Below are 23,219 nucleotides of genomic sequence, written 5' to 3'. Positions count from 1 at the left end.
GAATATTATGGTAACTACAGTTATAATTATAAAAATATGAGAGGAAGTGATGATTATGACAAGGATGGGTTTTGATTATGCGTTAGATGAAATGCATAATGATTTATTGAGAATGGGAAGCATAGTTGAAAAGCAAATTCATAAGTGTATAGAATCTCTGGTAAATCATGATGAAGATCTAGCAAGACAAACTATAAAAAATGATGATTTGGTTGACGACCTCCAGAGAGAAATAGAAGACAAATGTATAAAATTAACTGCAAAGGAGCAGCCGCTGGCCATAGATTTAAGGACAATATTTACTACTACCAAGCTTGTAACGGATCTCGAAAGAATGGCAGATCATGCGGTAGATATAGCTAAAGTTACCATCAGGCTGAAGGATGAGGATTATGGAAAAGAGCTAGTGGATATACCGGAAATGTCAAGAATAGTGAATGAAATGATAAAAATAGCTCTGGATTCTTATGTAAAAAGAGATGTAAAGATGGCTTACGAAGCTTGTAATATGGATGACAAAATAGATGCCCTTTTTAAAAATGTGTTTACTGAAATGCTTAAGATTATGGTAAAAGATGGCAGCAAGATCAATCAGATGACTCAGCTTTTATTTGTATGCAAGTATTTGGAAAGAATAGCAGATAGGGTGACAAATGTATGTGAAGGAACTATATATCTAGTAACAGGGGAGCAAAAGGATTTAAATGAATAAGTTTCAATTTCATGACTTTAAGGGGTTAGCTGAAGACAAATTTAAACTGTCTTCAGCTAATCCTTTTTTATAAAAGTACTATGTAAAATTTTATTTAACCTGCATATAAATTTTATTTAATATTTAAATAGTACTATATAATCTGTAAGCAAAAATTAACGGAGGTATTTAATTATGGAGGGATCAAAATCAGTAGATAAGGTAAATTCAACTAGAAGTAGAACTTTTGACAATAAGAAGATCCTAAGTGCAGTAGAACCGTACTTTTATATTGCACCATGTCTTGTAATATTTATTGGATTTACTTATTTCCCATTTTTCAAGACTATATATTTAAGTTTATTCAATACAAATGCACAAGGAGAAATGAGTTCCTTTGCAGGTTTGTCAAATTACATTGATTTACTCAAGTCGCCTTCTTTTATCAATAGCATGATTGTTACTTTTAAATATGTAATTGTGACTACAATACCATCTATATTAATAGGATTCATGCTGGCACTTGTGTGTAACAACAGGCTGAAATTAAGGGGATTGTTCAGCACCATGTATGCCATGCCCATGGCAGTTTCTTCGGCTTCGGCGGCGATAATATGGATGCTTCTATTCAATCCAAGTATAGGACTGATAAATTTTCTTTTGAAAAGAAATATAGGATGGCTTACAAGTCCATTCTGGGGATTTGTGGCAGTATCCATAGTTGGCATATGGCTTAACAGCTGTATAAATTTTATATTTATAACATCAGGACTTAAAAATATTCCAAAGGAATTGCTGGAAAGTGCATCTATAGATGGGGCAAGTTATCTTCAGCGCTTGAAAAATGTTATAATACCCTGCCTTTCACCGACACTTTTCTTTGTATTGATTATAAATATTATAAATGGATTTCAAACTTTCGGGCAGATAAATATAATGACGTTGGGAGGTCCTGGTGAGGCTACCAATGTACTTGTGTATTCTATTTATAGAGACGCATTTTTCAATAACAGATTCGGTGCTGCAAGTGCGGAATCAATAATTCTGTTCTTACTTATGCTGATAATAACATTGTTTCAATTCAGATATGAGAATAAAAAGGTATTTTATAAATAGAAAATAAATAATATGTTGGAAGGTAAATTTTATGAAAAGAAACATAAACAAACCGATTCTTTATATTGTGAATATAATATTTGGACTGATGGCAATAGCACCTATTTTATATGCGTTAACGATTAGTCTTATGCCGCCTGATCAGATATTTTCATATCCACCGAAATTAATACCTAAAAGACTTTATTTCCAAAATTACATGGATGCACTGAATGCAGCTCCAATAATAAAATTTATAATCAATAGCTTTATTGTGTCTTTGGGAGTTACTGCAGGACAGATTATAACATCATGTTTAGCAGCTTTTGCATTTTCATTTTTCAATTTTAGGGGAAAGAAAATATTGTTTATAGCTGTACTTGCAACCATGATGATACCGGCGGAATCAATTATGATATCCAATTATCTTACTGTTGGTTCCTTTGGATGGCTGGACAGTTACAAGGCTCTTGTTGTTCCGTATTTAAGTGCTGCAATGGGAATATTTATGATGAGACAGTATTATCTGACACTCCCAAAAGAACTTCAGGAAGCTGCAAAAATAGATGGCTGTAGCAATTTCAAGTTTTTTACCAGAATAGTATTCCCGATGTCAAGGCCAGTGGTAGGTTCTCTTGGAGTCTATACATTCCTGATTACATGGAATCAATATTTATGGCCGCTGCTTGTGACAAGTAAAGATAACTCAAGAACTGTTCAGATAGGGATAAGTATGTTGCAATTTTCTGAAAATAAGTCATTCGGATTGATAATGGCAGGTATTGTCATGGTATTGTTGCCTTCAATTATAATCTTTATATTTGGTCAGAAACAGCTGATAGAAGGAATGACATCCGGATCAGTAAAAGGTTAAAATAATAAATTTTGAGAGGAGAATTATAATGAAAAAGAAATTTGTAAGTTTGCTGATAGCTGCATTGATGACAGGAAGTATGGTGACGGGCTGCGGCAGTAGTGGGGGGCAGACGTCAAATAGTAATAAATCTGTTGAAATAACTTTCTGGCATTCCATGTCAGGGAAAAACGGACAAGCACTTCAGAAAATGGTAAATGACTTCAATGGTTCCCACAAGAACATCAAGGTTAATGCTCAATATCAGGGGAAATACGATGATGCCATAAATAAATTGAAAAGTGCGCAAAGGACAAAAAATGGACCTGATGTAATGCAGACCTATGATATAGGTACAAGATTCATGATAGACAGCGGGTGGGTCAAGCCGATGCAGGATTTTATAGATGATGAAAAGTATGATGTATCAAGTCTGGAACCCAATATAGCAGGTTATTATACAGTTAATAACAAATTATATTCCATGCCGTTCAATTCATCTACACCTATACTTTATTATAATAAAGATGCCTTTAAAGCAGCAGGTTTGGATCCAAACAAGCCGCCGAAGACATTTTCGGAACTTGAAAGTGCAGCTGCGAAACTGACTAAAAAGGATGGATCGGGAAAAGTTACTCAGTATGGATATGCAATGGCCATATATGGTTGGTTTTTTGAACAATTTATAGTTAAACAGGGACAAAACTATGCGGATAATGGAAATGGAAGAGAAGCAGCTCCAACATCAGTGGAATTTGATAAAAATGGAGCAGGATTAAAGGTATTGAATGAATGGCAGAAACTAGTGAAGTCCGGCAATGCAGGCAATTTTGGAAGAAATGAAGATGATACGGAAAATGCTTTTATAGCAGGTAAGACTGCCATGTATATCGAGTCTACGGCAGATTTGTCAGCTGTATTAAGTGGTGTTGGCGGCAGATTTCAGGTTGGAACTGCATTTTTACCATCCTTTGATGGAGTAAAAGACGGTGGCGTTTCTATAGGAGGAGCCTCTTTATGGGCACTTGATACAAAGGATACTGAAAAGGAAAAAGCAACGTGGGAATTTATAAAGTATATGGTATCACCTGATGAACAGGCTTACTGGGCTACACAGACAGGATATTTTCCTGTAACCCAAAAAGCCTATGATTCACAACTCATGAAAGACAATTTAAAGAACAAGCCGCAATTTCAAACTGCCATAGAACAGCTTCATGCATCACCTAAAACAGCTAGAGGAGCACTTATGTCGGTATTTCCTGAAGCTAGGCAGACAGTTGAATCCAATATAGAACAAATGCTCCAGAACAAGCAGTCTCCAGAACAAACTGTAAAAAATTCTGCAGATAGCATAAATTCAGCCATTCAAAAATATAATCAAGAGAATAAAAAATAAGAGAGGATTCCAGGTATGAATAGAACTTTGAATATTGCACATAGGGGATTCAGTGGAGTATATCCTGAAAATACCATGCTGGCCTTTAGAAAAGCGGTGGAAGCTGGTGCAGATGGCATAGAAACAGATCTTCATGTAACAAAAGATGGTGTTATAGTTGTTTGTCATGATGAAACTCTGGATAGAACTACTAGTGGAACCGGATTTATAAAAGACCGTACTTATGAATATATAAGAAAGCTTGATGCAGGAAGTGGCGAGAAAATCCCGAGTTTGGATGAGATATTGAGTTATATGAAAGATAAGAAGTTGCTTTTAAATCTGGAGCTTAAAAATGATATTGTTCATTATGACAATCTTGAGAAAAATGTAATAGACAAAATATATAAGTATAGTATGGAAAGTAATGTGATATTATCTTCTTTCAACCACAACTCCATGAAAAGGGTAAAAGAGTATGATGGCAGTATAAAAACAGGATTATTGTATGGTTCGCCAATTTATAAGCCGGAAGAATATGCAGAGAAAATGGGGGCAGATGCACTTCATCCCCTGTTTTCCCTTGTAATGAATGAGAAGATAGTCAATGATATCAAAAAAAATGGCATACTCATAAATACCTATACGGTAAACAAGGTAGATGACATGAGAAAACTTATGAATCTGAAAGTGGATGGTATTATAACAAACTATCCTAATATACTTGAAAAATTGCTTTAGTGGCAGATATCAAGTTAGGAGGTAATAATTAAATATGGCAGGTTTGTCTTTAAAACATGTGTGTAAGGTATATCCAGGCGGTGTTGATATAATTAAAGATTTTAATCTGGATATAGAAGATAAAGAATTTATAGTATTTGTTGGACCTTCAGGATGTGGTAAGTCCACAGTGCTAAGAATGATTGCAGGACTTGAAGAGATAACGGAGGGGGAATTGTATATAGAAGATGAACTTGTGAATGAAGTGACACCCAAGGATAGAAATGTTGCCATGGTATTTCAGAATTATGCATTATATCCACATATGACCGTGTATAACAATATGGCTTTTGGACTTAAAATGAGGAAGGTACCAAAACATAAAATAGACGAAAAAGTTAAAGAAGCAGCTGAAATACTTGATATATCTGGTTTGTTGAGCAGAAGACCCAAAGAACTTTCAGGCGGTCAAAGACAGAGAGTTGCCATGGGAAGGGCTATAGTCAGAAATCCAAAAGTATTTTTAATGGATGAACCTCTGTCAAACTTGGATGCTAAATTAAGAGTTCAGATGAGAGCGGAGATATCCAAGCTTTATAAGAAACTGAAGACGACTTTTATATATGTTACCCATGACCAGATGGAGGCAATGACACTTGGCACCAGAATTGTGGTTATAAAAGATGGTATTATTCAGCAGGTTGATGCTCCACAGGAAATATACAATCATCCTGTAAATGTATTTGTAGCAAGTTTTATTGGAAGTCCACAGATGAACTTTATTGATGCTGGTCTGAGGTATATAGATGGAAAACTTGCAGCTTTGTTTGGAGATGGCGGAAAGATAGATGTGCAGGATGACACGGCAAAATTTCTAGAAAAGAAAGATCTTGTTAATAAAGACGTGATAATTGGAATAAGGCCTGAAAACATAAAAATTCAGCAGGATGGTTGTGAAGATGAACATTTAATGGAGTTTAATGTGGATCTGACAGAACTGATGGGGGCGGAAAGCTATGTATACTTATCTAGAGGCAATGTCAGTATTATAAGTAGGGTAGAAGGAATAGTAAATGCCAGATCAGGGGATAAAATAAGAATATATTTTGATTCAGACAAGATTCATATATTCGACAAAAAAACACAATTAGCAGTTTTGTAAATTAAGAAGAGCTGCTGCAGAGTTTACTTTGCAGCAGCTCTTCTTTTAGCTATATTTGTATGTTAAGTTTATATTTCAATATTGTTAAGTTTATGTTATACTTTATAAGGTTAGTTATGCATATTTCAATGATTGGAGGAAATATAATTGTTTAGTTTTACTCCTAAGGAAGATAAATTTTATAATCTTTTCATAGAAGATGCCAATATAGCTTATAAGGCTGCTAATTTATTGGTGGATTTTTTGTATAATCTTGGTGATGCTGAACAAAACATAGAGAATTTGAAAAATATAGAGCATGAGGGCGACAAAAAGCAGCATGAAATCTTAAAAGAGTTAAACAGGACGTTTATTACCCCTTTTGACAGGGAGGATATCTACAGTATAGCCAAGGGAATGGATGATATTATCGATCTTATAGAATCTACCGCCAGCAGATTTGTCATGTTAAATGTAGATGTCTGTACCGATGAGGCAAAAAAGCTTGCAGGAATGATTTTGAACTGCTGCAGTGAAATTATAACTATAATGGAAGAACTGAAAGGCATGAAGGCAACAAAAAAGCTTTCGCAAAAGATAATAAAGGTCAACGGCATAGAGGAAAAAGGAGATGTGATTTCAAGAGAGGCCATTAAGAAAATATTCAGAAGTAATATGAAGGTTATAGACATCATAAAATGGAGGGAGATATATCAATATCTTGAAGATACACTTGATTCTTGTGAGGATATAGCCAACATTGTTGAAGGGGTAGTAATGAAAAATGCTTAGTTATACGTTGATATTAACTATTATAATAGTTTTAATAGCTGTAGTGTTTGATGTTATCAATGGATTCCATGATAGTGCCAATGCTATAGCCTGTTCGGTTTCAAACAGGGTTCTATCTATGAAACAAGCTATAGTTATTTCTGCTGCACTGAATTTTACGGGTGCTTTTATGAGTGTAAAAGTTGCTGAGACTGTTGGAAGTGGCATAGTTCATCCAAATGATATAACCCAGAAAGTAATTATAGCTGCATTGATTGGAGCTATAATATGGAATTTGATAACCTGGTATTTTGGAATACCAAGCAGTTCTTCACATGCCCTTATAGGGGGATTGATAGGTGCAGCTGTTGTATATAAAAGTTCATTTCTAATTGTATACTGGTCAAATCTTTTTTGGAAGGTAATAATATGGCTCATATTATCACCTATAATAGGATTTATAGTAGGATTTATTTATATGAATATTATAAACACATTTCTGGTTAATTCAAGACCATCAAGCGTAAGAAAGATATTTTCAAAAGCTGAGATATTATCTACTATGTTTTTAGCTTTAAATCATGGGGCAAACGATGCTCAAAAGACAATGGGAATTATAACTATGACTTTGATGAGCGCAGGCTTCATCAAAGAATTTTCGGTGCCTCTATGGGTAAAAATAACCTGTGCACTTGCAATGGCACTTGGTACAGCACTTGGAGGAAAGAGGATAATCAAAACCATGGGATCGAAAATGGCCAAAATATCGCCTGTAAGCGGGTTTTCGGCTGAACTGGGTGCATCCAGCGTAATCCTTACAGCCACTATGTTTGATGCCCCCGTAAGTACGACACATATAATAACTACTGCGATAATGGGAGTAGGTGCATCAAAAAGATTTTCAGCAGTAAGATGGACTGTAGCAAAGGATATACTTGTAACATGGATATTTACCATACCAGGATGTGCTGTTATTTCAAGTATAATCATGAAACTGATGAAGATTCTCTAAGTATTTTCTACATATTTATATACAAGCCTATTTGACTAAATACTGATATTAATATATTCTAATAGTACAATTATATTTGGGAGTTTTTCTAATGAAGAATGAAATATCTGCAGTGAAAAAAGGCAGTATAGCAGAGGAAATGGGCGTAGAAGTTGGAGACAGACTTTTAACCGTCAACAACAAAGAAGTTGAAGATATAATAGACTATAAATTCTTGATAAGTGATGATTACATAGAGGTTGAAATAGAGAAAAAAGACGGAGAGTTATGGACACTTGAAATAGACAAGGAATATGATGAGGATCTGGGCCTGGAATTCAAAGATTTTATATTGGATAAACCAAAAAGCTGCCATAACAAGTGTATATTTTGTTTTATAGATCAATTGCCAGAGGGAATGAGAGAAACACTGTACTTTAAAGACGATGATTCGAGACTTGCATTTCTTCAGGGTAATTTTGTTACTCTTACAAATATGAGTGAAACAGATATGGATAGGATAATTAAATATAAAATAAGTCCCATAAATATATCTGTACATACAACTGATCCGGAATTGAGAGTAAAAATGCTTAACAACAGATTCGCTGGCAATTTATATGATAGGTTGAAAAAGCTTGCTGACGCCCATATAAAAATGAATTGCCAGATAGTCTTATGTCCTGATATAAATGACAATGAAAAGCTTGAGAAAACAATTGAGGATCTTTTTAAATTATATCCCGAAATTAAAGACGTGGCGGTGGTACCTGTTGGAGTTACTAAATACAGAAAGGGCCTCTTTAATATGAAATTATATGATAAGTGTTCCGCAGTCAGGCAGCTTGACAGGATGAATATTCTCCAGCAGAAGTATATTTCTAAAATAGGTCAACCTTTTATCAAAATGTCAGATGAATTTTATGTTATTGCAGGAAGAGACGTTCCGGATTCCAGTTTTTATAATGGATTCAGTCAATTGGAAGATGGCGTTGGAATGATACGGCTGTTTAGAAATAATATAAATATTGGTCTTGAAAACCTTAAAAATTACCCTTCTAATTTAAAGGGTTCTTTTACGTTTATTACAGGAAAATCTGCTTATAACGAAATAAAAAGTGCAGCGGATAAAATTATGAAAATAAATAATAATATTTCTATAGAAGTGAGAGGAATAGTGAATAATTTTTTTGGAAGTACAATAACTGTAGCTGGTCTTGTTACGGCATGTGATATAATTAAACAGTTAGGAGGATGCAGTTTGGGGGAGAATGTAATTATTCCAGAATGTATGCTCAGAAAGGGATATGAAATTGCCATGGATAAAAGAAGGGTATTTTTGGACGATATAACAGTAGAGGAGCTTGAACATGAACTTGGCAGGAAAATATGTATATGCAAATACAGCGGCGAGGATTTAGTAGATATTATAATAGAAAATTCAACTTTGTAATATAAAGGAGAAATGAGTTATGGGAAAACCGATAGTAGCAATAGTGGGAAGGCCGAATGTAGGAAAATCCACACTATTTAACAAGCTGGCAGGAAAGAGGATATCCATAGTAGGAGATAAGCCTGGAGTTACAAGAGACAGAGTATATGCAGAAGCAGAATGGCTTAAATATAATTTTACTATAATAGATACTGGAGGAATTGAGCCTGAAAGCAGCGACATGCTTATTTCACAGATGAGAAGGCAGGCACAGATAGCCATAGAAACAGCTGATGTAATAATATTCATAGTGGATGGAAAAGAAGGCCTTACCGATGCAGACAGAGAAGTTGCCCAGATGCTGCGGAAAAGCGGGAAAAATATAGTCCTTGCAGTAAATAAAATAGATAATATCAAGTTTGAGGACAATGCTTATGAATTCTATAATCTGGGTATAGGTGATCCTATAGCCATATCGGCTTCACAGGGACTTGGACTTGGAGATATGCTTGATGAGGTAGTCAAATACTTCAAACATGAAAATACCGATTCTCAAGATGATGAATACATAAAGATAGCTTTCATAGGGAAACCCAATGTAGGAAAATCTTCACTCATAAATAAACTGCTTGGAGAAGAAAGGGTAATTGTAAGTGATATACCAGGTACTACGAGGGATGCTGTGGACAGTTATCTTGAAAGGGACGGAGACAAATTCATTCTAATAGATACTGCAGGTATAAGAAGGAAGAACAAAGTAAAAGAAGAAATCGAAAAATACAGTGTTATAAGAACCTACACTGCCATAGAAAGGGCTGATGTATGTATTCTGTTGCTGGATGCCACTCAGGAAATAAGTGACCAGGATGAAAAAATAATAGGCTATGCACATGAAATGAGAAAATCCATAATGGTTGTAATAAACAAGTGGGATCTTATAGAAAAGGACACAAAAACCATGAATAAATTCAAGAACATGATAGATAAAAGCCTATCCTTCATGTCTTATGCTCCATATATTTTTATATCTGCTAAAACGGGACAGAGAGTTGGAAAGGTTCTGGATACAGTAAAAACATGTTATGACAATTACAACAAGCGGATCAAGACGGGAATACTGAATGATGTGATAAACAGGGCTATTATGATGAAAGAACCACCTGTAATGGGAACCAGGAGACTTAAGATCTATTACGTTACGGAAATTGGGGTAAAACCTCCTACGTTTGTATTTTTCGTAAACGATAGTGGATGTGTTCATTTTTCATATAGTAGATATCTTGAAAATCAGCTTAGAGAAAATTTTGACTTTACAGGTACGGGAATAAAACTTGAATTTAGGGAAAGGAAGGAATGATATTGAAAAATCGTGTATGTTTTCTGGGAGCAGGAAGTTTTGGAACGGCGCTCTCTTTAATACTGTCAACGAGTGGAAAAGAAGTTTTGCTCTGGGATAGAAATAAAGACATGGTTGATAATATTAACAGAACAAGACAAAATATAAAGTATTTGAAGGATATATTTCTTCCATCTGGAATAGAAGCTACCAATGATCTGGAATATGCAGTCAGTGTAAGCAGCGGTATAGTTCTTTCTGTACCTTCTCATGTTATTGGAGACATGTGTAGAAGCATTAAGAAATATACAAAAGATTATCAGATAATTATAAATATTGCCAAAGGCATTGATGAAAAAAGTGGAAACAGACTTTCACAGATAATAGAAAAAGAACTTCCACACAATAGAGTAGTTGTACTTTCGGGGCCGAGCCATGCTGAGGAAGTGGCAAGATTTATACCTACGGCTATAGTTGCATCTTCAAAAGACATGGAAGCCGCAAAAGATGTCCAGGACACTTTTATGATGGATAAATTCAGAGTATATACAAATCCAGACATAGTAGGTGTTGAAATAGGTGGGGCAGTTAAAAATATAATTGCTCTGGCGGCGGGAATATGTGATGGTATAGGATATGGTGACAATTCAAAAGCCGCACTTATGACTAGGGGAATAAGCGAAATAACAAGAATAGGAGTGCAGCTTGGTGGCAAGAAGGATACATTTTCAGGACTTACAGGAATAGGAGATCTTATAGTTACATGTACCAGCATGCACAGCAGGAACAGAAGGGCTGGAATACTTATAGGCCAGGGAAGGTCCAAAGAAGAAGCTGTTGAAGAGGTAGGAATGGTAGTTGAAGGTATAAGGGCCTGCAGGGCTTTTTACAACCTGAAGAATAAACTTGGAATCCAGATGCCCATAACAGATGCACTGTATAGAGTGCTTTTTGAGGGAAAGGCTCCCGAGGAAGCTGTTTATGAACTTATGACAAGAGATAAGAAAGATGAAAATAGTTAAAATTTTTTGTGAGCAATAAGAATAATATTCAAGTATGTTAAATATATATATATTGTTATTATTATATTTTGGGGGGTATATTTTGGATAACTTTGATATATATAAGGACATAGCTGAAAGGACACAGGGAGATATATATGTAGGAGTTGTAGGACCCGTGAGAACAGGCAAGTCAACTTTCATAAAGAGATTTATGGAACTCATGGTGCTGCCTAACATGGATAATTCCTATAAGAAACAGAGAGCCAAGGATGAATTGCCGCAGAGTTCATCGGGTAAAACAATCCACACTACGGAGCCTAAATTTATTCCTAATGAGGCGGTGGAAATAAACCTGAACGAGAATACAAAATTCAAGGTGAGAATGGTCGACTGCGTAGGATACATTGTTAAGACGTCACTTGGATACAAGGAGGGAGAAGAAGCCAAAATGGTATCTACTCCCTGGTATGATCATGAGATACCATTTGAAGAAGCTGCCGAAATAGGCACCAAAAAAGTAATAAATGAACATTCAACTATAGGATTTTTGATAACTACGGATGGTTCTATTGCCGACATATCAAGAGAAGATTATGTGGAACCTGAATCCAGAGTTGTTGATGAACTCAAATCTATAAACAAGCCATTTATAATAATACTTAATTCAAAGCATCCCTATGATCCTGATACAATAGATATTAAAAGATCCATGGAGAACAAGTATGATGTTCCGGTGCAGATAATGGATGTGCTGAACATGCAGGATGAAGATATAACAAATGTATTTCAGAGAATTCTAAAAGAATTTCCTATAAAGGAAATCAACATAGATATTCCGGAATGGATAGAAAAATTGGATCTTTCGCATTGGCTTAAGGTTGATTTTATAAATCTTGCCAGGGACATGTGCAAGAACATATACAAGGTAAGGGATATAGAAAAGTCAATAGATGGATTCAGTGATGTTGAATTTATAGGGACATCTACAATTAAAGAGATAAACATGGGAGAAGGAACGTCGCGGATTGAAATTCAGCCTAAAAAGGATTTGTTTTATAAAATACTCAGTGAAGTATGCGATGAGGAACTTCACAGTGAGAGCGATCTCCTGAATGCAATAATTGATATGCACGGTGCAAAGGTTGAGTATGACAAGGTGGCGGATGCTTTAAAGGATGTAAAGGAAAATGGATATGGACTGGTTGCACCACAGCTGTCTGAAATGAAACTGGAGGAGCCGCAGATAGTCAAACAGGGCAACCGATTTGGGGTGAAATTAAAGGCCAGTGCACCTTCACTTCATTTTATAAGGGCGGATATAGAAACGGAAATATCGCCTATAATGGGAACAGAAAAGGAAAGCGAGGAAATGGTAAAATCACTTTTGGAGCAATTTGAAAGTGATCCTTCAAAAATATGGCAGAGCAATATGTTTGGTAAGTCTCTGGAAATACTAGTAAAAGAGGGGCTGCAGAACAAATTGTATAAAATGCCTGAGGATGTCCAAATTAAGATACAGAAGACTCTTCAGAAGATAATAAATGAAGGAAACGGCGGGCTGATATGTATAATACTTTAAACTAAAAATAGGATTTGATGCTAAAATTATTTTGTTTTCAGCATTAAATCCTATTTTTGTAGATGATTAGAAAAATATTTTATAAAAACATATATTTTATGGTATAATCGTTTTAAATCAGTATTTAATCTAGATGATTTAATAGTACAAAATCTCTTGAAATTATAATTGCTATTAACGTATAATAATTAATATTGACTTATAAGGTAATGTGGAAGGATGAAATTTTAATGATTAAAAGTATGACGGGATTTGGAAGGGGAAATGCAGACAGTCCTGACAGGAGCTTTATGGTAGAAATGAAAACTGTCAATCACAGGTACTGTGATTTGAATATAAGAATGCCTAAAAGTTTTATGCCTATTGAGGACAAAATAAGAAAGTTTATACTGGAGAAGATAAACAGAGGGAAAATAGATGTATTTATTACTCAAATCAACTATGAAAACAAGACGACTAAAGCGGTACTGGATGAAAATCTTGCAGACAGCTATGTTGAGTGTCTCAAAAAGATAAAAGACAGGTATAATATAAAAGAGGAGCTGTCTGCAGGGCTTATTTCTAAATTCCCAGATGTAATAACAATAAAACAGGAAGATGAGGATCTGGATGAAATCTGGAACATATTGAAGCCAGCTCTCGGGGAAGCACTGAATATGCTTCTTGGTATGAGAGAGAAGGAGGGAATCAAGCTTAAGAATAACGTTACTTTAAAATGCGATTCTATTCTGAAATATTTAAGGGCCGTAAGTGAAAAATCATATACTCTGGTAGACGAATTCAGACAGAAATTGGATGAAAAATTAAAGGAACTGCTTAAAGGATACGATATAGATGAAAGCAGAATTGCAATGGAAGCTGCAATATTCGCAGATAAATCCTGTATTGACGAGGAGATTGTAAGACTTGGAAGTCATGTGGAACAATTCAGGGATACACTTGAGTTGAATGAACCTGTTGGCAGAAAATTAGATTTTATATTACAGGAAATGAATAGGGAGGCAAACACTATAGCTTCTAAATCCACAAACTTGAAAATAACGGAATTTGTTTTAAACATAAAAAACGAAATAGAAAAAATAAGAGAGCAAATTCAAAACATAGAATAATGTATAGGAGGAAAATATGGGCATAAAATTAATAAATATAGGTTTTGGAAATATTGTTTCAGCTAATAGATTGGTAGCTATAGTAAGTCCCGAATCCGCCCCGATAAAGAGAATAATACAGGAGGCACGCGACAGGGGAATGCTTATAGATGCTACTTATGGAAGAAGAACAAGGGCGGTTATAATAACTGACAGTGATCATATAATATTATCTGCTGTGCAGCCGGAAACTGTAGCACACAGATTATCATCCAACAAGGACGTAGAAGAAGATATAGCAGAGGTTGAGGAATAATGGCTAAAAATGGACTTTTGATAATAATATCAGGACCTTCAGGTACCGGAAAGGGTACTGTCTGTAAGTCACTGCTGAAAAAAAATGATTTCTGGCTCTCCATTTCAGCAACTACCAGAAATCCAAGGGAAGGTGAAATAAACGGTACAAATTATTATTTTTTGACAAAACAGGACTTTGAAAGTAAAATAGGAAATAATGATTTTTTGGAATATGCTGAGGTCTATGGCAACTATTACGGTACACCTAAGGACAAGGTATTGGAAGCTATAAATCAGGGAAGAGATGTACTGCTTGAGATCGACATACAGGGAGCCCTTAAAGTAAAAGAAAGCTACCCGGATGGAATTTTTATATTTATACTTCCACCTTCCATGGATGAACTCAAACACAGAATAATAAACAGGGGAAGCGAAACTGCAGAATCCTTGATGATCAGATTTAAATCAGCATATAATGAAATAAATTACATATCCAAGTACAATTATGCAGTCATAAATGATACCGTACAAAATGCAGTAGAAAAAATTGAGAGTATAATTACGGCTGAAAAGTGCAGAGTATATAGATTGAAGGACGACATATTCAAGTTTAAGGAGGATATTTCAAATGAATAATTCTATGATTAATCCATCTATAGTAGACTTATTGAAAAAAGTTGACAGCAGGTATACTTTAATTACTGTAGCTTCTAAAAGGGCAAGACAATTGGTAGATGGAGCAAAACCGCTTGTAAAGCTAGATTCCACTAAGCCCGTTACTGTAGCTATAAATGAAATTGACAAAGGGTTAATACATTTTGAAAGTGTAAGAGAAGGTATAAAATAATGAATGGAAATAAAAAGACAGTGGTTATGGGCGTAACAGGAGGAATAGCTGTTTATAAAGCTCTTGATGTAGTGAGCAGATTGAAAAAAAGAAATATTGATATTCATGTTATAATGACAAAATCTGCTGTCGAATTTGTTGCACCTCTGAGTTTTCAGACAATCAGCCAGAATATGGTAAGTACGGATATGTTTTGTGAACCCAAAGCCTGGGAGATACAGCATATATCTTTGGCAAAACGGGCCGATCTCATGCTTGTCGTACCTGCTACTGCAAATATAATAGGAAAAATTGCATCAGGGATAGCGGATGATCTCCTGTCAACTACGATTATGGCAACCAGGGCACCAGTAGTTTTTGCACCTGCTATGAATACAAACATGTATGTAAATCCTATTGTACAGGAAAATATAAATAAGTTGTCAAAGCTTGGTTATGATTTTATAAAACCGCAAAGTGGAAGACTTGCCTGTGGTGATATAGGAGAAGGAAAGCTTGCCGATACAGCATTTATAGCAGATGCTGTAGAAAGCATGCTTTATGATAAGAAGGACATGAGAGGGAAAAGAGTACTTGTGACTGCAGGACCTACACTTGCAAATATAGATCCTGTAAGATATATAACCAACAGATCTTCGGGAAAAATGGGATATTCCATAGCTGAAGAGGCAAGAGACAGGGGAGCTGAAGTTACACTTGTTTCAGGACCTACGAATTTACCTGTACCCTTTGGTATTAAATTTATAAAGGTAACTACCAATAACGACATGCTTGAAGCAGTAGTAAATAATTTTGAATTTCAGGATATAGTTGTTAAAGCAGCAGCAGTATCTGATTATAAACCCAAAGTATATTCAACAAAAAAGATAAAGAAGAGCGGCGATGAGCTTTCTCTCGATTTTGTAAGGGACAATGATATATTGAAAAAACTCGGAGAAATGAAAAAAAACCAGATTCTTGTTGGATTTGCCGCAGAAAGCAATGATTTGATAGAAAATGCAGGCCGAAAACTTGAAAAGAAGAACCTGGATTACATAGTGGCAAATAATATAGTACATGATGATACAGGTTTTGCCTCGGATGACAATAAGGTTGTTATATTGTCCAGAGATGGAAGAAAGCTGGATTTGGTAAAGATGAGCAAGAGAAATCTTGCAAGGAGATTGTTTGATATAATAAATGACGGTAACTAAGAGGGGTTGGCAAAATACCTCTCTTATTTGATGTATAAGGTTAAAAAGGTGATAAGGTGAATTATGCAGGCATAATTGTAAATAATACTTTTGTGGAATTGGATAGAATTTTTACTTATAAAGTACCTGATAAAATGAAAGATTCAGTGCATATAGGTACCAGAGTCAAGGTTCCCTTTGGAATTTCAAATAAGAGTATAGACGGTTTTGTAGTCAGAATATATGATAATATAGATAATATGAAGTTTAAAAGGGGAATTAAATCGATTCTGGAAATATGCGATGAGTTTCCTCTTTTTACAGAAAAAAATCTGGAACTGATGGAAGAGATGAGAAATAGATATTTATGTACTTATCTAGAATGTATAAAAGTATTCCTACCTACAGGTATAATAAAGGGAGTAAAAAATAAAGAACAGACTCTTTTATACAGGGGAAATAATTTAACCGAGAAGTTTTTAAAATATCCATATACTGAGATTTATGATATTTTATGTAGGGATGATGGAAAATATACAAAAAACTCATTGAGCAAAAAATATGGATTGTCATTATCATCTGTAAATACTATGATTAAACATGGATTTATATTCACTCAAAAAAAAATTGTTGAAAGATATGATGACAGCAGCTATGGAACATATTCGCGAAGAGAACTTAATGTGGAACAGGTGAATGCAGTCAATTACATATTGAATTCCAGAAGCAGAATATTTTTAATCCATGGAGTTACGGGAAGCGGCAAAACTGAAATATATATGAATCTTGTGGACAGAGCTATTTCTGAAAACAGAGAAAGCATAGTACTGGTACCGGAAATAGCACTTACACCTCAGATGGTGGAAAGATTCAAGGGGCGTTTTGGAAATAATATAAGTGTATTTCACAGCAGACTTTCAGATGGAGAGAGATATGACGAGTGGATGAGGGTTAAAAAGGGTCAGGTAAAAGTAGCCATAGGTGCCAGATCTGCAATATTCCTTCCATTTGAAAATCTCGGATTTATAATAATAGATGAGGAACATGAGGAAAGCTACAGATCCGACAGCAATCCCAAATACAATGCCAGGGAAGTTGGGGAGATGATATGCAGACAGTGCGGCTGCAAGATGGTACTTGGTTCTGCGACACCCTCCATAGAGACTTACAGCAGATGTAAAAGTGGAAACATGGAACTTATTGAAATAAAAAACAGAGCGGACAATGCGTTCATGCCGGAGGTAGAAATAGTTGACATGAGGCAGGAACTGATAAACAACAACAAGTCAATATTCAGCAAAGAACTCCATGAATTGATACATGACAGACTGAAAAAGAGGGAACAGATAATACTGTTCTTAAATAGAAGAGGATTTTCAACATTTGTATCCTGCAGGAAATGTGGATATATATTCAAATGCAATAACTGTGATATATCACTTACCTATCACCGTGATATAAAAAAATTAGTCTGTCATTATTGCGGCAGTAGGATGAACGTACCAAGGGTGTGTCCGAAATGTGGAAGCAGATATGTCAAATATTTTGGAGTGGGTACAGAAAAGATAGAGCAGTCTGTAAAGGAAAGTTTTCCCGAAGCCAGAGTTTTAAGGATGGATTTTGATACTACGAGATTTAAACATTCCTATGAAAATATTTATAACTCATTTAAGGAGCACAAGGCAGATATATTGATAGGGACTCAAATGGTGGCCAAAGGTCTGGATTTTGAAAATGTTACTCTTGTAGGAGTTATAGCAGCAGATCTTTCACTAAATCTGCCGGACTTCAGATCTTCTGAAAGGACCTATCAACTTATAACCCAAGTATCGGGAAGAGCTGGAAGAGGTCAAAAAAGAGGGAAGGTAATAATTCAAACCTATAGTCCTGACAATTACAGCATAAAATTTGCTGCTGACAATGATTATATCAAGTTTTATGAAAAAGAGATGAGCATAAGAAAGAAAATGGAATACCCGCCCTTCTCGTCTCTACTGCTTATAAATATGAGCAGCAAGGATGAAAACATATTAATAAAAAATATACAGAATGTTGGTATATATTTAAAAAAAGTATTTGAAAAAAATGATAAAATTAAAGTGCTTGGGCCATGTCCCTGCGTCATATCGCGTATAAAGGAAATGTTCAGATGGCAGTTGATTATAAAAGGTGAAATTGATTTAAATATAGCAAGAAATATAAAAAAAACAGTGTATAATTTAAATAAAGACATCTCTGGTGATGTAAAGATCAGTATAGATTTAAATCCAAACAATACACTGTAGCATGTTTTAATTTTAGAGAGGAGATTTAACAATGGCATTAAGAAATATAGTGAAATATGGTGATGATTTACTTAGGAAAAAAAGCAGAAAAGTGGATGTTATAAATGATAGAATAATTACATTGTTGAAGGATATGGAGGAAACCCTTTATGCTGCAAATGGAGTAGGGCTTGCAGCTCCCCAGGTAGGTGTATTGAAAAGAGTTGTAGTAATAGATGTGGGAGAAGGAATAATAAAACTTATAAATCCGGAAATAGTATATAAAGAGGGGAGTTATATTGACTCAGAGGGCTGCTTGAGTATTCCAGGAAGGCAGGAGGAAGTTGAAAGACCAAAGAAAGTAAGAGTAGAGGCGCTTAATGAAAAAGGTGAAAAAATTACAATAGAAGGGGAAGATCTTCTGGCAAGAGCATTTTGTCATGAAATAGATCATCTGGATGGTATTTTGTTCATAGATAGAATTAGGAAATCAGAAGGAGTAAAATAACTTATGGATATAGTCTTTATGGGAACTCCAGATTTTGCAGTACCTACTTTGAAAAAATTAATAGAAAAATATAATGTAAAGGCAGTTTTTACCCAGCCGGATAGGCCCAGCGGAAGGGGAAAAAAACTTTCGCAGTCCCCGGTAAAGCAGACTGCTCTATCCTTCGGAATAAAAATTTACCAGCCGGAGAAATTGAAAAGTGACATAAACCTTATAAATGAATTGAATAAGATAAACCCGGATTTTATAGTTGTAGTTGCCTATGGACAGATATTGACCAGACAGGTGCTTGATATACCGCAATATGGCTGTATAAATCTTCATGCCTCGCTTTTGCCGAAGTACAGGGGAGCCGCACCTATAAATTGGTGCATAATAGATGGAGAAAATGAAACGGGCAATACAACAATGTTTATGGATGAAGGAGTGGATACAGGTGACATATTACTTAGCAGCACAGTTAAAATTACAGAAGACATGACCGCAGGAGAACTTCATGATATTCTCATGGAAGATGGGGCTGAACTTGTTGTCAAGACGCTTGAGGGTGTTAAAAATGGAACCGTGGTTAGGAAAAAACAAGGTGAAACCACTACAAAATATGCTAAAATGTTAAATAAGAATATAGCGAGGATAGATTGGAATTCAAATGCGGAAGATATAAGAAATTTTATAAGGGGATTGAATCCATGGCCTGTTGCATATACAATATATGAAGGCAAAAATATGAAAATATATAGTGCTGAAGAGACTGGTGAGAATTCGAAAGGACAGCCCGGACTTATAGTTGAAGCATCGGAAAAGGGTATAAAAGTATGCTGCAGGGACAAAATAATTTTGGTTGATACAATTCAATTCCCCGGGAAAAGGACTATGAAGGTAGGCGAATATATAAGGGGAAATTCTATAGATGAGGAAAAGATACTCGGGAAATAATAATATGGGAAGGAGTTAGATAGTAATGTTGTTTTTTGACAGCAGTTTTATTATATTGATACCGGCACTTTTAGTTGCTGCCTATGCACAGTACAAGGTATCAGCTACTTTCAATAAATATTCTGGATACAGAAGCAGAAACGGATATACAGGTGCACAGGTTGCAAGAAGCCTGTTGGATTCAAGCGGATTGTATGATATACCTGTGGAAGTAATACCTGGAAGATTGACAGATCACTATGATCCTGGAAAGAGGGTAATGCGTCTGTCACAGGATGTATACTACGGGAATTCAGTTGCTTCCATAGGTGTTGCAGCACATGAAACCGGTCATGCAATCCAGCATCAGAATAGATATATTCCATTGATTATAAGAAACAGCATAGTGCCCATAGCAAGCTTTGGCTCGAATGCTTCATGGATATTGTTCATACTGGGCTTCATGTTTGGAATTAGAGGCCTTGTTGATCTTGGAATAATATTATTTACTGCTGTTGTACTGTTCCAGATAGTAACACTGCCGGTAGAACTGAATGCATCCAGAAGGGCTCTGAGAATACTGGACAGCAAAGCCATATTATATGGAGATGAACTTGATGGAGCAAGAAGTGTACTGAGTGCTGCTGCCATGACCTATGTAGCTGCAGCTCTTACAGCAATAGCAAATCTTCTCAGGCTTATATTTATAAGCAGAGATAGAAATTAATTTGTACAGAGGAGAAAATATGAACAGTGCAAGACTTATTGCAGTTGAGACGTTGGAAGATGTATTATATAAGGGAGCGTATTCAAATATAGCTTTGAACAATAAATTGAACAGAAGCAATCTAGGTTTGAAGGATAGAGGGCTTGTTACAGAAATAGTTTACGGGACATTGAAATATAAATTTACCATTGACAGTATATTGGGTCATTTTTTAAGAAATGGTCTTAATAGTATGGACAACTTTATATTGAATATATTGAGGATGTCTATTTACCAGATAAAGTATCTGGATAAGATACCTGAATTTGCAGTGGTTAATGAAGCCGTGGAATTGTCAAAGAAGAGATCCAATAAATTTTCAAAGCTTGTAAATGGAGTTCTCAGAAATTATTTGAGAAACAAAGACGGAAAGTACTGTAATACACAAAATTATATTGATAGATTGTGTTTTGATTATTCATTTGAACCATGGATGACAAAGCTCTTTGTGGAACAATATGGAAAAGACATGGTGGAGGGGATACTCGGTGGGTTGAATGCTGTTCCTAAAATAACAGTAGGTATAAACAATTTAAAGACCAATTTTGATAAAGTGTGGAATGAACTTATAGAAAACGGATATAATTTAGAAAAAGGAATAATTTGCAAAGATGCTATAATTATAAATAGAGGAAGTAACCTGGAGAAAAATACTCTTTTCAAAGAAGGGATGATTTCTGTTCAGGACGAAAGTGCAATGCTTGCTGCAGCTTCTACAGATGCGGGTAAAGGCATGATTGTACTTGACATGTGCAGTGCTCCCGGAGGAAAGACTTCCTATATGGCTGGAATGATGAAAAATACAGGTACTATCTATGCCTTTGATATATACAGCAGCAAGATAAAACTCATAAAAGGTAATTTGAATAGATTGGGAATAAAAAATGTCAGAACAAGCCTTCAGAATGCTGAAATATATAATCCAGAAATGGAAAAAATTGCAGACAGGATTATTGCCGATGTTCCATGTTCAGGGCTTGGCATAATAAGAAAGAAACCTGAAATCAAATGGAATAAAGATATACTGCAGCTCAATAACATAACTGATATTCAGAAAAAGATACTTTCAAACTCAGCAAAATATCTGAAAACAGGTGGTAAACTTGTATATTCTACATGTACTCTGAATAAATTGGAGAATGAAGAAAATGTAAACTGGTTTATTCGAAACAATCCCGAATTTACAGTTGAAGAACTTGATTTCGGGAGTATAGACAATGTTATTTACCATGATGAAGGATATGTTACGATACTTCCAGACAAAAATATGGATGGATTTTTTATAGCGAAAATTAAAAAGAATATTTAGGTGTATTTTTATGTATAATATTTTAGATTTTAATATAGATGAACTTAAAAAATGGATGAAGAAAAATGAACAAAGCGGGTTCAGAGCAGCTCAGGTAATGGATTGGATATATAAGAACAATATATGGAGTTTTGATGAAATGAAAAATGTACCTACAGCATTGAGGGAACTTCTAAAGAAAAATTTTTATATAGGAATTCCGGAACTTTTAAATTGCTACGAATCCAGTAAAAAGGATACTACTAAATTTTTATATAGATATGAGGACGGGAATGTCATAGAAACTGTTGTAATGAAATACAACAGGGGAAACTCAATATGTGTTTCCACCCAGGTTGGCTGTAGAATGGGCTGTAGTTTCTGCGCATCAACTATAGATGGTATGGTAAGAAATCTGTCTTCAGGAGAAATAATTGCACAGATCTTGATATCACAGAAAATTATAAAAGATAGAATATCAAATGTTGTTTTAATGGGAAGTGGAGAACCACTTGACAATTATGACAATGTTATAAGATTTATAGATGTGGTCAACTCTGATTATAGCTTGAATATAGGGCAGAGACACATAACACTTTCCACATGCGGCATAGTACCTAAAATAATTGAGCTGGCAGAGAAAAACCTCCAGATAACTCTTGCCATATCACTGCATTCTCCGGAAGACGATCTTAGAAAGCAGATGATGCCTGTTGCCAATAAGTATTCAATAGAAGAAATTATCGAGGCCTGCAGTTATTATATAGGAAAAACTGGGAGAAGAGTTTCTTTTGAGTATGCACTTGTTAAAGGTGTAAATGACAGCGACAGACATGCTGATGAACTTTCTGAAATTTTAAAGGGAATTCTCTGTCATGTAAATCTGATACCTATAAATGATGTTAAAGAGAAAAATTATATAAAATCCTCCAGGAAGGATATAGAAAAATTTTCAAATGTGCTATCCAGGAATGGAATAGAGACTACTATAAGAAAAGAAATGGGAGCAGATATAGATGCAGCTTGTGGACAGCTTAGAAGAAGCTACCTGGAATCGAAAAAGGAGTAGAAAGGGTGTAGAAA

23 protein-coding genes are annotated in these 23,219 nt (G+C 35.1%); all 23 read left to right on the top strand.

Going from position 1 to position 23,219, the window contains the following annotated elements:
* Positions 1 to 55: 55 nt before the first annotated feature.
* On the top strand, positions 56 to 712 hold the full coding sequence (gene phoU / locus LKE46_RS07270; protein WP_291719845.1) for a phosphate signaling complex protein PhoU: 657 nt from the start codon (positions 56 to 58) through the stop codon (positions 710 to 712).
* A gap of 174 nt (positions 713 to 886) precedes the next feature.
* Complete coding sequence (locus LKE46_RS07265; protein WP_291719843.1) at positions 887 to 1,807, top strand: carbohydrate ABC transporter permease; 921 nt, start codon at positions 887 to 889, stop codon at positions 1,805 to 1,807.
* A gap of 31 nt (positions 1,808 to 1,838) precedes the next feature.
* A complete protein-coding gene (locus LKE46_RS07260; RefSeq protein WP_291719840.1) occupies positions 1,839 to 2,660 on the top strand; it encodes a carbohydrate ABC transporter permease in 822 nt (273 codons plus the stop codon).
* 28 nt (positions 2,661 to 2,688) lie between these two features.
* Positions 2,689 to 4,038 (top strand): ABC transporter substrate-binding protein, encoded by a 1,350-nt coding sequence (locus LKE46_RS07255; RefSeq protein WP_291719838.1) that lies wholly within the window; start codon positions 2,689 to 2,691, stop codon positions 4,036 to 4,038.
* 15 nt (positions 4,039 to 4,053) lie between these two features.
* On the top strand, positions 4,054 to 4,758 hold the full coding sequence (locus LKE46_RS07250; protein WP_291719836.1) for a glycerophosphodiester phosphodiesterase: 705 nt from the start codon (positions 4,054 to 4,056) through the stop codon (positions 4,756 to 4,758).
* A 34-nt stretch (positions 4,759 to 4,792) separates the two neighbouring features.
* A complete protein-coding gene (locus LKE46_RS07245; protein ID WP_291719834.1) occupies positions 4,793 to 5,899 on the top strand; it encodes an ABC transporter ATP-binding protein in 1,107 nt (368 codons plus the stop codon).
* A 147-nt stretch (positions 5,900 to 6,046) separates the two neighbouring features.
* Entirely contained in the window at positions 6,047 to 6,670 is a 624-nt protein-coding gene (locus LKE46_RS07240; protein WP_291719832.1) for a DUF47 domain-containing protein, read from the top strand.
* On the top strand, positions 6,663 to 7,661 hold the full coding sequence (locus LKE46_RS07235; protein WP_291719830.1) for an inorganic phosphate transporter: 999 nt from the start codon (positions 6,663 to 6,665) through the stop codon (positions 7,659 to 7,661). Before LKE46_RS07240 ends, LKE46_RS07235 begins: the two co-directional genes overlap by 8 nt.
* A gap of 91 nt (positions 7,662 to 7,752) precedes the next feature.
* Complete coding sequence (locus tag LKE46_RS07230; protein ID WP_291719828.1) at positions 7,753 to 9,093, top strand: DUF512 domain-containing protein; 1,341 nt, start codon at positions 7,753 to 7,755, stop codon at positions 9,091 to 9,093.
* A gap of 19 nt (positions 9,094 to 9,112) precedes the next feature.
* Positions 9,113 to 10,429, top strand: coding sequence for a ribosome biogenesis GTPase Der (gene der, locus LKE46_RS07225; RefSeq protein ID WP_291719826.1), 1,317 nt, complete (start codon positions 9,113 to 9,115; stop codon positions 10,427 to 10,429).
* 2 nt (positions 10,430 to 10,431) lie between these two features.
* The gene (locus tag LKE46_RS07220) at positions 10,432 to 11,430 is read left to right on the top strand and encodes an NAD(P)H-dependent glycerol-3-phosphate dehydrogenase (protein WP_291719824.1); all 999 of its coding nucleotides are present in this window, start codon (positions 10,432 to 10,434) and stop codon (positions 11,428 to 11,430) included.
* 82 nt (positions 11,431 to 11,512) lie between these two features.
* A complete protein-coding gene (gene spoIVA, locus LKE46_RS07215; RefSeq protein ID WP_291719822.1) occupies positions 11,513 to 12,991 on the top strand; it encodes a stage IV sporulation protein A in 1,479 nt (492 codons plus the stop codon).
* 230 nt (positions 12,992 to 13,221) lie between these two features.
* A complete protein-coding gene (locus tag LKE46_RS07210; RefSeq protein ID WP_291719820.1) occupies positions 13,222 to 14,100 on the top strand; it encodes a YicC/YloC family endoribonuclease in 879 nt (292 codons plus the stop codon).
* A 16-nt stretch (positions 14,101 to 14,116) separates the two neighbouring features.
* Positions 14,117 to 14,395: an extracellular matrix/biofilm regulator RemA gene (gene remA, locus LKE46_RS07205; protein ID WP_291719818.1), complete on the top strand. Its 279-nt coding sequence runs from the start codon at positions 14,117 to 14,119 to the stop codon at positions 14,393 to 14,395.
* Positions 14,395 to 15,012 carry a guanylate kinase gene (gmk, locus tag LKE46_RS07200; protein WP_291719816.1) on the top strand — a complete coding sequence of 206 codons (618 nt, stop codon included), beginning with the start codon at positions 14,395 to 14,397 and terminating at the stop codon, positions 15,010 to 15,012. Before remA ends, gmk begins: the two co-directional genes overlap by 1 nt.
* Entirely contained in the window at positions 15,005 to 15,223 is a 219-nt protein-coding gene (gene rpoZ / locus LKE46_RS07195; protein WP_291719814.1) for a DNA-directed RNA polymerase subunit omega, read from the top strand. The genes gmk and rpoZ overlap by 8 nt, the downstream gene beginning before the upstream one ends.
* Positions 15,223 to 16,416, top strand: a complete 1,194-nt coding sequence (gene coaBC / locus LKE46_RS07190; protein ID WP_291719812.1) for a bifunctional phosphopantothenoylcysteine decarboxylase/phosphopantothenate--cysteine ligase CoaBC — start codon at positions 15,223 to 15,225, stop codon at positions 16,414 to 16,416. The genes rpoZ and coaBC overlap by 1 nt, the downstream gene beginning before the upstream one ends.
* A gap of 56 nt (positions 16,417 to 16,472) precedes the next feature.
* Positions 16,473 to 18,680 (top strand): primosomal protein N', encoded by a 2,208-nt coding sequence (gene priA, locus LKE46_RS07185; RefSeq protein WP_291719810.1) that lies wholly within the window; start codon positions 16,473 to 16,475, stop codon positions 18,678 to 18,680.
* A 31-nt stretch (positions 18,681 to 18,711) separates the two neighbouring features.
* Positions 18,712 to 19,167 (top strand): peptide deformylase, encoded by a 456-nt coding sequence (def, locus tag LKE46_RS07180; RefSeq protein ID WP_291719808.1) that lies wholly within the window; start codon positions 18,712 to 18,714, stop codon positions 19,165 to 19,167.
* A gap of 3 nt (positions 19,168 to 19,170) precedes the next feature.
* Positions 19,171 to 20,103, top strand: a complete 933-nt coding sequence (gene fmt / locus LKE46_RS07175) for a methionyl-tRNA formyltransferase (RefSeq protein ID WP_291719806.1) — start codon at positions 19,171 to 19,173, stop codon at positions 20,101 to 20,103.
* Positions 20,104 to 20,128: 25 nt separating this feature from the next.
* Positions 20,129 to 20,809, top strand: coding sequence for a zinc metallopeptidase (locus LKE46_RS07170; protein WP_291719804.1), 681 nt, complete (start codon positions 20,129 to 20,131; stop codon positions 20,807 to 20,809).
* Positions 20,810 to 20,828: 19 nt separating this feature from the next.
* Positions 20,829 to 22,157: a 16S rRNA (cytosine(967)-C(5))-methyltransferase RsmB gene (gene rsmB, locus LKE46_RS07165; RefSeq protein ID WP_291719802.1), complete on the top strand. Its 1,329-nt coding sequence runs from the start codon at positions 20,829 to 20,831 to the stop codon at positions 22,155 to 22,157.
* Between the two features lie 10 nt (positions 22,158 to 22,167).
* Positions 22,168 to 23,205 carry a 23S rRNA (adenine(2503)-C(2))-methyltransferase RlmN gene (gene rlmN, locus LKE46_RS07160; protein ID WP_291719800.1) on the top strand — a complete coding sequence of 346 codons (1,038 nt, stop codon included), beginning with the start codon at positions 22,168 to 22,170 and terminating at the stop codon, positions 23,203 to 23,205.
* Positions 23,206 to 23,219 lie beyond the last annotated feature (14 nt).

Origin of the sequence: Clostridium sp. (assembly GCF_022482905.1) — a bacterium.
Taxonomy (GTDB): Bacteria; Bacillota; Clostridia; order Clostridiales; family Clostridiaceae; genus Clostridium_B.
This window is presented reverse-complemented; position numbering and strand designations above follow the sequence as displayed.